8 protein-coding genes are annotated in these 12690 nt (G+C 55.6%); 4 read left to right on the top strand and 4 right to left on the bottom strand.

Annotated elements, in window-relative coordinates; all coding sequences use genetic code 11:
- Positions 1–47: 47 nt before the first annotated feature.
- From ABJK56_RS09770 to ABJK56_RS09755, 4 genes are all read right to left on the bottom strand, one after another.
- Positions 48–1928, bottom strand: coding sequence for a DnaA/Hda family protein (locus ABJK56_RS09770; protein WP_347244479.1), 1881 nt, complete (start codon positions 1926–1928; stop codon positions 48–50).
- Between the two features lie 468 nt (positions 1929–2396).
- Positions 2397–3377, bottom strand: coding sequence for a GNAT family N-acetyltransferase (locus tag ABJK56_RS09765; RefSeq protein WP_347244478.1), 981 nt, complete (start codon positions 3375–3377; stop codon positions 2397–2399).
- Between the two features lie 19 nt (positions 3378–3396).
- Positions 3397–4146, bottom strand: a complete 750-nt coding sequence (locus tag ABJK56_RS09760; RefSeq protein WP_347244477.1) for an NAD(P)H-hydrate epimerase — start codon at positions 4144–4146, stop codon at positions 3397–3399.
- A 181-nt stretch (positions 4147–4327) separates the two neighbouring features.
- Positions 4328–5803, bottom strand: coding sequence for a hypothetical protein (locus ABJK56_RS09755; RefSeq protein WP_347244476.1), 1476 nt, complete (start codon positions 5801–5803; stop codon positions 4328–4330).
- Positions 5804–6449: 646 nt separating this feature from the next.
- On the opposite strand from ABJK56_RS09755, the gene ABJK56_RS09750 reads away from it, so the two are divergent.
- The 4 genes from ABJK56_RS09750 to dapF all read left to right on the top strand — a co-directional run bounded on the left by ABJK56_RS09750 (position 6450) and on the right by dapF (position 12684).
- Positions 6450–7619, top strand: a complete 1170-nt coding sequence (locus ABJK56_RS09750) for a glycosyltransferase family 39 protein (protein ID WP_347244475.1) — start codon at positions 6450–6452, stop codon at positions 7617–7619.
- A gap of 223 nt (positions 7620–7842) precedes the next feature.
- On the top strand, positions 7843–11124 hold the full coding sequence (locus tag ABJK56_RS09745; protein ID WP_347244474.1) for an AsmA-like C-terminal region-containing protein: 3282 nt from the start codon (positions 7843–7845) through the stop codon (positions 11122–11124).
- Positions 11125–11301: 177 nt separating this feature from the next.
- The gene (locus ABJK56_RS09740) at positions 11302–11622 is read left to right on the top strand and encodes a hypothetical protein (protein WP_347244473.1); all 321 of its coding nucleotides are present in this window, start codon (positions 11302–11304) and stop codon (positions 11620–11622) included.
- A gap of 207 nt (positions 11623–11829) precedes the next feature.
- Positions 11830–12684, top strand: a complete 855-nt coding sequence (gene dapF / locus ABJK56_RS09735; protein ID WP_347244472.1) for a diaminopimelate epimerase — start codon at positions 11830–11832, stop codon at positions 12682–12684.
- Positions 12685–12690: the final 6 nt, after the last annotated feature.

Here is a 12690-nt window from a genome sequence, read left to right as displayed (position 1 = left end):
GATGCGGACCTGGAGCAACTGTCGCCGTCAGTCGAGCACAGATTGGATCATCCTGTACGAAGCCGGCGTTCAATCTCGTGAATCGTCTGCCAAATGGAACGATGCCCATCTGAGACAGCGGCGGTCTCTTTGCCCGAAAGCCATTCTTCCACACGCTTTTGGGCCGAGATGACCGTGGCGTGACTCCGTCGTCCGAAAAAGCGACCAATCTCCGACAGATTGGCTCTTGTGCATTTCCGAGCGAGCCACATAGCGAGCATACGCGGCTGCGCCACGGTGCGATCTTTCCTGTCACTTTGAAGTGCGCCGGGGGGAAGAGCAAACGCTCGACAAACTTCGCGTTCGATATCGGCGAGCGTCACCTGCTTGGTGCCTTCTGGTAGAAGATCACTGAGGATCTCGCTGGCGAGCTGGCAATCGGGGGCCCTCTTGAGCGCCTTGGCAGCGGCCTCCAAGCGTCGCAGGGCACCTATGAGCTGACGTACGCTTCGCGCGAACGACTCGGCAACCCACTGCTGGACCTCCCGATCTAGGGCAAAACTCGCCGCAAGGCAGAAATTCTCAACGATTTTCGCCCGTGTGGCAAAATCTGGCGGATCGATGCGACAGACGATTCCCCCCTCCAATCGGCTCCGCAGCTCAGGGGTCAATTCTCGAAGTTCAGAGGGAGGTCGGTCGGCAGCACACACCACCTGGCAACCATTCTTCATTAGGCTGTCGAGTGTGTAGAGAAGCTCGATCTGCGTCTGCCGCTTGCCTCCGAAAAATTGCAGATCATCCAAAATAAACAGTTGGACACCCCGGTATTTCTGACGAAAAACAGGGATTGTTCCTGATTGGAGAGCCTCCACGTAAGCGCTGGTAAATTGCTCGGCAGAAAGATATAGCGCGGCAACCCGGGGATTCCTTTTTTTCACTCCCTTCCAAATACCCTCCAGAAGGTGTGTCTTACCGACACCGCTCGGTCCGTGAATCACCAGGGGGGAATAACTCCCCAGCTTTCGTGTCACTGTCTCAGCAGCGGCATACGCCAGTCGGTTGCAATCCCCTACAACAAAAGTTTCCAGGTCAGCGAACCCCGATTGGTCGGCTCGATGGCCGGGATTCGATTGGGGATTGAGGGGCGTCGGCGTAGTTCGCGCTCTGTGGACATGCGAGGTCTTTAAGGGTTCTTCCCCGGTTGCAAGCGCGTCGTCTTGCCGATTACGGCCGTTGGATGTTACGTCTGTGGTGTGACAGATTATCCGCAAAGAAGGTTGTGACGAGACGCAGTGGCCGGTTGTAAGCGGGCTCTCATCCTTGCCGGGATTGACTGGTCCTTCCGCATAGATGTGAGGTGCGAAGCATTCAGGCTCACGGGGCGCGTCCTCGAATGTTTCCCGAGTACCAGGGGTTTCCTGGGTACCGACTCCCGACACAGATGGTTTGCCCGTCGTAGGTGAATCGCAAGTGATGCACCCAGGACTCGCGGCGTCATTTTCTGCGGAATGCTCACAGGAGCGCGCTGCATGAGCGAAGAGTGGCAAATCGTCCAGTGAAGGCGGATGAGTGTGAGAGGAGGTGGTCCGGCGTGAACTGGCCCTCTTTGCTGTCGCAGTCACTGCTCGAGTGCCGTCATGGTTCGAACGTGTGGTCGGCCTGGAAAGTATGGGCTCTTCATCCTCCGTTACACTGAGATTTTCGTTCCACTCATAGTGAACTTCAGGGATTTTGCCGAAGACTGCCTTGCAGGCTTCCTCGATCGCGTCATGAAAGACGGTTCGAATCCAATCCACATAAAAACTGTTTGCAACCTGGAGCGTAAGCCGGGCACCATCCCAAAGGAAGCGCGTACGTCGGCCGAACCATAGGGCATAGCGATCATATCCGACCTTATCGGCCAGCACCTTTCGGAGGGCCGATATGACTTCCTTTTCATCCCTGGTCACTGCTCCACCGCTCCTGCTGCGCGTACCTTCAGCGCACTGGTTCCAGTGATTGCTCCATGTGATTGCCGCTGAACAGGCTGCGCAATCAGATGAGTTGCGCGTGAGGGATGAACTGAGTCATCCTCAGCCTGCATGTGTGTCACCCGATGAGCGTGATTCTACCGCTGACAGCACTGCTGTCAAAGCCCCGCAACTGGGTTGGCGGACGGAATTTTCTGTGGTCGTGTTTCAAGGGTAAGACCACTCCGCAAAACACAAAACGTCTTTGCCATCGAAAAACTTTTTAGAGGGTTGCCCATCAACCGTGGCGTGGGGAAAGATTGTTACGGAATCAGTCACGTCGTGTTGCACGACCACATGCGTGCGTCATATATTATAGAATGGATTCAAGTTGTGATTTTTTGTGAATCTTTCAAGAGAATGAAGAGCAGTATCCTGGTGCACGAGGCCTGGCGTGTCAATCCGGCGTCACCCGGTGACGGGACCTGCTGCCCCGCGGTCGTCGTTAAAAACGAACAGGAAGATGTCCCGTTCCTCCAGAGGTTGCATACCCAGCGACTCGTAAACACGCAAGGCCGGAATGTTTCGGGTATCAACAGCGAGGAGGAGCCCGCTCCGCTTTCGTATCCGAGCCATCCATTGGGCGTAACGAACCGCTTCCCTGCCCCAGCCGTGTCCCCGGAACTTTGGAATCAGTCCCATGTAAACCAGCTCGAGTTGGTCAAAATCTGGATGATCTGTGAGAACCAGGCACCCGACCGGCTCATTTTCATGTGTGATTACAAACCACAAGTCGGGAGAATAGACCCCCGCCGCGCGGTAACCGGCTAACACATCTTCCGTTTCTCGGATTCCGTTAAGTTCAGGGCAGTCAAGGGTACCGACGTAGGTTTCTTCGACAATTTCCGCGAATTCTTTGCCGCCCCATGATGTTACAGGCACGAAAGACAGCTCCGACGAGGGAAGCTCGCGTGGAAAGTCGCGCGCGGGGGAAAGAAGATAGCGAAGCCGTGCAAGGGGAGAAAATCCGGTGTTCTTTAAGGGCTCGTGAAAGATCGTTTGGCCCACTGAAAGATTGGCAAAAATCAGGCGTGTTTGCGAGCTACGCAAGTTGAAAATGATCCCGCTGAAAAGTTTTTCGGCCGTCGTGAGTGGTTCGTTCTCGCGAAGTCCCGGTGCCGAGATCACGGCCGTCCTGCCGGGATACATCGTCCACAGGATGGCTCCGACCACTTCATCCCCTCGCTGGGCCTGAAGAATCCCAGCCGTGCCTGGAGGGGATTTGCGGAGATGATCGAGAAGACGCTGGAGCTGGGCATCGCGGTCATCTGCCGGAAGGTCCTTGCACAGCAACCAAAGGTTAAGACGGAAAGTTTCCCGTGAAGCGGGACGAACCACCAGCCCCGTTTCGCCCGGACTGCCTTTCAGTTGTTGGTTGGAATCCTCCATAGTACTCTCTCGTTTAGCGTCATCTTAGGCGGGAAACTTCCCTCGCGTATTCCTCTGCCACTTGCATGATCAGTCGTCGCGGCACCCCAATGTCCACCACCTCCACGTGGCCCGCAAATTGCACGGCCTGGGGCTTTAAAAATCCTGGTTTCATCACGGCGAAAGTCACCGTGTGATCTGCTCGCACACAGGGCTTTCCCGGTTCCCCAGTGTCGCAGTCCCAGCCGCTGGGAAGATCCAGGGCGAAGACGTGGGCCCCTGCATCCTTGGCGAAGTTGATCGCCTCTATGAAGCCGTCGAACGGTGGCCGGGGATCTCCAACGGCCCCTGTGCCCAGCAGCCCATCCACGATCCACTCGGCCTGCGTAAGATAGCCCTTCAACTCCTCGCTGTTCAAATCTGCGCCGATTACTTTCATCGGCAACCCGGCACGGTCCGCGATTTGATAATTGAGCAGGGCATCTCCTGTGAGAGACTCACCCGGAGAGGCCAGTAGCAAAAGCACGTCAAACCCTCGCAAATCGAGGTGCCTGGCCACCACGAATCCGTCGCCCGCATTATTGCCCTTCCCACAGCAGACAACGACACGGCCATTTATTCCCAAACGTTCCAGCACGTCGGTGGCTCCCCGGCCGGCGTTTTCCATGAGGACCGGCCCTGGGATTCCGAAGTCTTCGACGGCCCTGCGATCCAGTTCCCGGACCCACCGTCTGGGAAGCACAACATCGCGCAACCAATCGCGCTGCCGACCGTGGAAGTCCCCGTCCATGTGTGACGGTCCTGTACAACGTGGGTCGTGATTTGCCGATAAAACTCTGAACTGTACCACCAGTTTACCAGAAGAGGGCCCTGTTTGGGCCCTCCCAGTGTGCATGGCGAGGTTTGGCCTATTTAGTTAACCCAGCAAGTTCGCGATGGCACGTTACTTATTGCCGGGCTGCCCTCCGATTTCAGTGCACATCTCGGGGCATTTCGAGTGTCCGGCTTTCAAGCCCCGCAAATGCGAGGCCCAGGTATACCACGAATCCTACCAGGAATGCGGCAACTGGTGGGCATGGGACAAGGTTGATGTTGAGCACCAGATTGACCGCGCCCACGCAAAAGCCCAAGATCCAGGAGACCCAGCCTGCCGGGTTGAAGCCTGCTCGCGGTCCTGCCCAGCGGTTGCCACTGAGCAGATAGTCGGCAGCCATCGCCCCACATACAGGACCGAACGATGCGCCGATCACGGAGAACACCTTCACAGCATTGCCGGCATATCCGGAGAGTACGAGAGCGATAGAACACAGGGCCCCAATACCGCAGGAGACGAACGGATTGACCTTGGGCAGCGTGGTTTTGAAGCTGTTGGCTGCAATGAAGCTGGAGAAACATGCCGGCGGGAAGGCCGCAATAGCAAGCAGGTACCAAAAGACGGCTGGGGTCGTTGCGCCCAAAACGGGCGAAAGTTTTTCCATGAGCAGCGTCGTTTGCAAGACAGGAGGCTTCCCTGCGAGCTGTGCGCCGACTGCACCGGCAGCGATCACAAGGGAAAGCCCCCCGGTCAGGATGATGGCCCCAGCAATTCCCACCAAACCACCCCATTTCACGTCATTTTCGTCCCGGTTGCCCATCCCGAAATCGACACCGGCGGCTCCGGCTGTGGCGAAGAACCCAACCACATAGGTGGAGACCGCCAGAAAAATACCCCATACTGTCAGCGAATCGTGAGCCTTAACCTCTTTGGCGTTAGAGTCCTGGTCCGTTGCCAGGGTGCCATCGGCAGCTACCTTCACAGGAGTTTGGCCATCCTGCACAAGCTGCGCGTGATTCATCCTGGTGACGCCGCCCAGAGACGCCAGCGTGAGGATAATCAGAATCGAAAGTGGCAACAAAGGCAGATAAGTAGCGACGCGCCCCACATATTGAATCCCCTTGATGCCGATGAGCGTCGCCAGGAGTACAAAGGCAATGGCCACTATAGAAAAAGTCACTGAACCCGGTCCCGCGCCGAACGGTTGACACAACAACTGGGTGGTGAAAAATGCATTCACCGCCAACCACCCGAATTGCAGAACCCCCATCAAGAATCCCGGCATGATGAATCCGCCCTGCACGCCGTACGTGGAGGTACCCACGATGTAAAGAGGAAGTCCCGTTTGGACGCCGAGCTTTCCAGGAATGAGATAAAACAGGTAATGACATATCAGGGCGGACACAATCAGCGCCAGAATAGCAATCCCTAATCCTTGGGCGAGTGCACCGCCTGCTGAAGCCGGTATGCCGCTGCCTTTGGCCAGCTCTTCCAGCATCGGCAATTGATGCCAGAAAACGAACCACAGGAAAATGCCCGCGTAGGTTGGCGCTGTACTCGCATACCAGGGTGTCCGCTGGTCCTTGGGCACCGGACGGGCGCTTGCGACATAATCTGGCAACTGTGTTGACATAGAGTATTCCTCCTCACTTGAAGACAAAGCCGGCGAAACCTCCACGTTTCGGGTTCATGCACTGATAGCACAATCTCAGTTGGCATTGAGTATAACTCCCGAAAATGAGTTGTCCATTACCGCCCTGCAGTTTTGGGGGTCGAGAAACGACAACAATGTCTGGCAAAATCTGAGTGAGCCTGGCGCAAACAGGAGGAACCGAACCTGCATTTTGCCAGGGGATTTTTCCGGCAATTCTCACTCGCAGTGTGACGAGACCGGAAAGCAGTAACTTGGTTATTTAGCTTAGTCGCTGCGAATTGCTGAGATTGCCCCTCTATGAAAAAGTTCTCGGTTTTTCCCCTGCTTTTAAGTTTCCCTGGCTTCAATGCTTTGTCCGGTTCGGCGCTGTTCTGCGTTGACGCAATAGGTGAGGTCCTGTAGCATACGTGCGTCTAGCCACTCTTGACCCCACGATGGATGCTGGAGAACCGACATTGTATGCGCCAGAGGATTCCATGGATGGAAAGTCGTATCTCGCCCGATGTGTGAATATCCGAATCCATCGCAAGCTCCGATATCGCCCTCAGACAGGATCTCCGCATGGACGCTAGCGGGAATCTTCTTGCTTGGCCTGGCAGTACGACTGGTCGCAGTGTGTCTCTGGATGTGGCGCTTTGGTGGCGGATTCATCTTTGGTGATAGCGAGAGCTATTGGCATCTTGCCCGCGCCATCGCACGGGGAGAGCCCTACCAATATGGGGTCACCGGGGCGATTTTCCGCACGCCCGGATATCCCCTCCTTCTTGCCCCATTATTTCTCGTTTTCGACGATCCACCCATCTGGCTGGCACGTCTTGAAGGTGCCGTTCTAGGCGCTGTAACGGGCGTGTTGGTTTGTTTGTGGGGAAAAGAACTATTTAACAGGCATACGGGGATCCTTGCTGGAATATTGACGGCTCTGCACCCTGAATTGATTCTGGGATCCATTCCCGTATTGAGCGAAGCAGGCTTCGCGCCGGCATGGGTACTGGGGATGTTTCTCTTTGCTCACAGTTGTAGACAGAGTGATTCAGGTGAAGTCTGCGTTTGGCGATCTGCGTTGGGTGTTGGCGTCGCATTTGGACTGGCCACGCTAATTCGCCCCAGTGCTCTTCTCTGGCTTCCGTTTTTGGCGATCGTCCAGCTCCTCATATGGCGGCATTTGCTGCCCTCCTGGCAGGCCTGGGCAGCCACTGTGGCAGGATTTGCCCTGGTCATGGCACCGTGGTGGGTCCGTAACTACTGGATGACCGGGAGGATCATTTTGACGACGACTCAAGTGGGGGCAAGCCTCTATGACGCCTGGAACCCGCAGGCCAGCGGCGGCAGCAACATGGATTTCGTGGTCGAGAAACTACGGGAGGTTCAACGCAACTATCCGGATGCTGATCCCCTGTTCTGGGAGCTGGAATTGGATCGCAGATTAAAACGTGAGGCCGTGACGTGGGCAATCGAGCATCCCACGGGTGTCCTCTGGCTTGCTTTTGTGAAGGTACGTCGCTTCTGGAATATTGTGCCCAATGATCCGGGGTTCAATGTGTTTCCGGTGAATCTGGTAATGGCTGTCGCCGCAGTGTTGACCTTTGCTCTGGCGATCGTGGGCATGCTCCGAGGGTACACACGGCGCGTGGTGCTGATGACCTGTGTATTGCCAGCGGTGTATTTCACACTTTTGCACATGGTTTTCGTCTCCTCGCTGCGATATCGCATCCCCGTGGTACCGGGTTTGATTGTGCTGGCGAGTAGCGCATTGGCGCTGAGGTCGTTCCCGCGTCGTAGCAACAAGGAAGATTGATCAGATTTGTGGGACGCCGACTGTGGTGGGGTGAAGTATGCAATGGAAAGAGCGAATCACGAGCTGGAAAGCAAATGGCTCTCGAGCGAAGCGGGTGCGTTTTGCGCGAGAGAATGCCTGATGCGCATGCAGCGGTGCAGGGTTGGACATTTCACAGGGCAAGATCGGGACCAAAGACAACTGATGCCTCGGAGCATGGGGCACCACACTGCTGGAGATCTGGTTGCCTCACGGTAACACTGTAAACACCATGACCTGGCGGCGGCTGATTCAAGAGATCGGGTTCTTCCTGAAATGGGGCCTTGCTGTTGCCCTGGTCGCCGGGTTTTTCTTTGCCATCTGGCTCTATAAAAGGGTGGATGATGAGCTCCGCAGCGAAATTGAGCGGCGATGTGCGGTGCTGTCTCCTCATTTGCGTATCCGAATACGATCGGCTCAGTTGTTGCCTGGCGAAGGAATTCAGCTTCGCGGTGTCCGCATTACCGTCACAGATCTACCCAAAGTGACGGCTACAATTGCCGAAATTGAGGAAATCATGCTGGCGGGACCAGTGGCGTACAAGGAGTTGCTGTCTGGTGATGTTCCCGTTGAGCGAGTCATTGTCCGTCGGCCGCATGTGCGCATCGCCTGTGGTACCGATGGACAGTGGAACATTTCTCGTTTACTTCCTCTGCCAAAACTGCCAGGAAGCAAACATCCTCCAGTTTATATAGAAAACGGCATGATGGAGATCATCGACCTTCGTGGGCCGATTCCGAGCGTCATTGCGTATCGGGACATTCAAATGGAGATCTCCAGTGAGTCTCGGTCGCAGTCGGACGGATCGAATGCCGGGTCTCGAAAATTCCGTGGCACAATGACAGGCGATTTTGTACGCCGAATCGATATTGAGGGAACGTTCGATTCCGGAGCGCCGTGCTTGAGACTCACTGGCGCAGTCGACTCACTGGAACTCTCGCCCGAGTGTCAGGCCGCTTTTCCCCGGGAAGTACGACGCACCTTGCGTCCATTAGAGCATCTTCGCGCGCAGCTTTCTTTGACATTTCACATTTTCTGCTCGGCCGGCAGCAATCCGGTGGTGGATTACGACCTTTCGGGCCAAGTTCGTCGGGGACGCCTCGATGATCCACGACTGCCGTATGCCATCACAGATATCCGCGGCTACTTCACCGCCGCACGAGACGAAGTGTCATTCACTGATGTCACGGCATTTTCGGGTTCGACGGCATTTGTGGTGCGTTCGGCCAAACTTTTGAACTGGGATTTGGCACAACTGGCTGATCTCGATATGCAGATCAACCATCTGAAGTTTGATCCGGCCCTCCTTCCGCTTTTGCCCTCCAAACTTCAGGAGGAATGGCCGAAGTACTTTCCCGAAGGCACAGTCCATCTCACCGTGCGTTTGACGTCTTTGCAGGGGCAGCGTCATTTTCACGTCATTGCCAATCTGGAAAGTGCGTCGTTTGCCTATTATCGCTTCCCTTATCGGCTTCAGCAGGTTCAGGGACGCCTCGAACTGACGCCCGAGCGGCTCGGAATCCAGCTCGTAGCGATGGCTGGGAATCAGCCCGTGGAGATTCGCGGCCAAGTACTCAATCCTCTGGCTGGACCGGTGACCCAAATCAGCATCAGTGGCCAGCGGATCGCTCTGGACGAGCGGCTGCTTAATGCGGTTCTGGATACCAAGAGCCGCCAGACCCTGCGGGCGTTGCATCTGAGCGGTTCCGCCGATGTGTGGCTTGGATTGTGGCAGAACGAACCAGGTGGCGTGCTCCATCGACAGATGGAGGCGACGCTCAATGGATGCTCGATTCGCTATGAAGCTTTCCCGTATCCGATTTCCGACATCACCGGTCGCATTGTTATGCGGGATGATGCGTGGTCGTTCCAGGAACTTCGGGGAAGAAGCGGTCCGGCAGAGATTTCTGCCCACGGTACGCTCCTTCCGCAAAATGGAAGTTCCACTTTTCGCCTCGATTTTGAAGCGAAACAGCTTCCTCTGGACAACGAACTGAAAGGTGCCTTTCGCGACAACCACATCCGCCAGATTTGGGAGGAGCTTGATCCAGTAGGCACCGTTCAAGTACGGGGGACGATCCTTTACACCTCGGGTGAACCTCTCGACGTCAAACTGTGGGCCAGTCCGGTGGATCGCGGCTTGACTCTTCAGCCTCGATCTTGCCCGTACCGCCTGGAGGGCATCGTGGGCAATTTGACCTACGAGGCCGGGACTCTCTCGTTTCAGGGGCTCCGTGGACATCACGAGAACACCGAGTTTCAAGCTGACGGATCCTGCGAGCTTGCACAGAGTGGCGGCTGGTCTCTCGATCTCCGCAACCTGTGGGTTGACCGCTTGATCATTGATCGGGCGCTACTTCTGGCCTTACCGGAAGCCCTGAGCCGTCCCCTTGCTCGTCTCAATATCCAGGGGCCTGTGGTCGTGCGTGGGCAGTTCCGGTTGATCAGACCACACCAAGCTTCGCCTGGTAATTCCGTTACCGACGAAATCGCTTCGGGCCGCGATCCAGTCGGCCAGTCGAGCCCTCTCCAGGCAGCATGGAATGTGGTGATCACTTTGGTTCAAAACAGCATAGGGACGAGCCTGGTGTTCGGAAATTTGAACGGAAAAATTCGTTTCCAGGGGGAATATTCAGAGGGAAACTTTACAGCCGATGGGGATTTGGATCTGCACGCCCTTCAGGTGCTGGGGTTGCCGATCACCCGGTTGCAAGGCCCATTCCGAATTGCCAATGAATTGATCATTTTTGGTGGGGACTGGGCTGTAGGTGAATTTGCTCGCAGGAGCCCGACGGTCAGTCAATCGGCAATGTCTCGCCAGCCTATAACGGCAGAACTTTTTGGAGGTACGTTATCCGGGGCTGGTTGGGTCCGTCTTTCCGACAGATTCGAGTACGATGTCGCACTTTCTTTGCTGAAGGCAGATTTCCCGGAGCTCGTCCGGGAGTACCAGTCTAGTTCGTCAATTATCCGTGGGACACTCGATGCAGCCGTCCGATTCAAAGGTCAGGGTGACGATATCCAGGGATTGGCCGGTTATGGGAATTTCCAGCTCCGGGAAGCGAATGTCTATGAACTTCCCCTGATGATCGCCCTTTTGAAGATTCTGAGCGTTCGACAACCAGATGCGACAGCGTTTAGCGAAAGTTCAGGGCAATTTCGAATTGCCGGACGACACGTCTATCTGGACAGCGTTACTTTTTCGGGCGATGCATTCAGTCTGACCGGCCAGGGTGAGGTAGATTTGGATGGGAACCTGCGATTGATTATGCGGGCGATGCTAGGACGTCGCGAGATTCAGGTCCCCGTGGTCAAGGAGTTGTTCCGTGGCGCCAGCGAGCAGATTGTCCTCGTTCATGTAGGAGGGACTTTGAAAGACCCAATTGTGCGACGTGAACCTTTTCCTGGCGTGAACGAGGCCCTCCAAAAGTTCCAACTGGGAAACAGAAATCCGCGTGGCAGTGAAGCCATTCTCGGGGAACGTTGAAAAACGGACCACTTTTGAGGATCCAATTACCATGTGGTGCTTTAGACGAGCTTTCGATCAGGTGGAATAAGCATAGGTTTGATGGGACGAGGAAGAAAGTAGCAACTTGCAGAGAATGCGGCAAAGGGTTCTTCCTCCTCGACTGTGACGACACAATATCAGTGAGGAGGTGGCACGATGAGTGTTGGACCTCTTGGCCCCATTATCTCCGCGATCGCCGGTACACCCTTGGCTCAGGGAAAAAATGAAACCGACACCAACCAGGTGCTGCGCGAAAGCCAGGAGAGGCGTGTGGCAGCAGATCGGCAGGCAGAGGCCGCCGCAGGAATTGGCGAGACGGACGGTGAAAATCACGAGACAGAAGAACGCGATGCTGACGGCCGCCGTCCCTGGGAATTACCCCCTGCGTCGCAGAAAACGGATGAAGTTGAAGATCAAAAGCGGAATCCGGGCGATCCGCACGGTGAGCTAGGACGCCTTATCGATTTGACTGGATGAGTTGAGGCGTAAAGTCCGGGAGATTGGAAACAGAACCATTCTAGCGGTGACCTCCAAGGAGAGGGCTGTTGTACGGTAAGAGAACAACCATGGTGGTCACGGAGGATTCATAACGAGTCCGATCCGCATTCTGCTCCATCGAAATGTGACTGGCATGTACAATCAACGTTTGCGAGGAGAACATCGTGCGGATAAAGGAGCGGACGGATGAAATTTGTGAAAATGCACGGCATTGGAAACGATTACATTTTCGTCGATTGCTTTGAACAATCCCTTCCCGAGGCACCCGAGCTTCTCGCGCCGAGGATCTCCGACCGCCACTTCGGAATCGGCGGTGATGGACTCATTCTGATTCTTCCCTCGGAAGTGGCTGACGCACGGATGCGGATCTTCAATGCCGATGGTTCCGAAGCAGAGATGTGCGGCAATGGCGTGCGATGCGTAGCCAAGTATGTCTTCGAGAGAGGGCTGAGCCGACGGAATCCACTGACGATTGAAACTGGACGAGGCATTTTGCGTCTGCAGCTCAACGTGCAAGAGGGCCGGGTTACGGATGTCACCGTCGATATGGGTGAGCCAATTCTCGATGCAGCGCGAATCCCCACAACACTGCCGGGCAATCCGGTCGTTGAGGCTCCTCTGATTCTGGACGACGGAACTTGCCTGAACGTGACATGCGTATCCATGGGGAATCCCCACTGTGTGATCTTTACTGAAGACCTTACGGACCAAACTTTTCGCCGGCTCGGTCCGATCATCGAAAAGCATTCTGCGTTTCCCCAGCGCGTGAATGTGGAGTTCGTTCGGGTTTGTTCACCCCAGCGGGTGGACGTGCGGGTTTGGGAACGCGGATCAGGCGAAACGCTGGCCTGTGGCACCGGTGCGTGCGCCGTATGCGTGGCAGGAGTTCTTACTGAGCGAACACAACGAAAATTGACCGTTCACCTTCCGGGCGGCGAACTTTTGATAGAATGGGCACCATCGGGCAGTGTGCTCATGACGGGACCGGCGACAACTGTATTCACCGGTGAATGGCCTGCTGACATTGAGCCGACTAGATAAACCGCT

This window comes from Thermogutta sp. (assembly GCF_039793925.1).
In the GTDB taxonomy this organism is placed as follows: Bacteria; Planctomycetota; Planctomycetia; order Pirellulales; family Thermoguttaceae; genus Thermogutta.
Note: the sequence above shows the minus strand (reverse complement) of the source record. Positions and strands in the feature narration are given on the sequence as shown.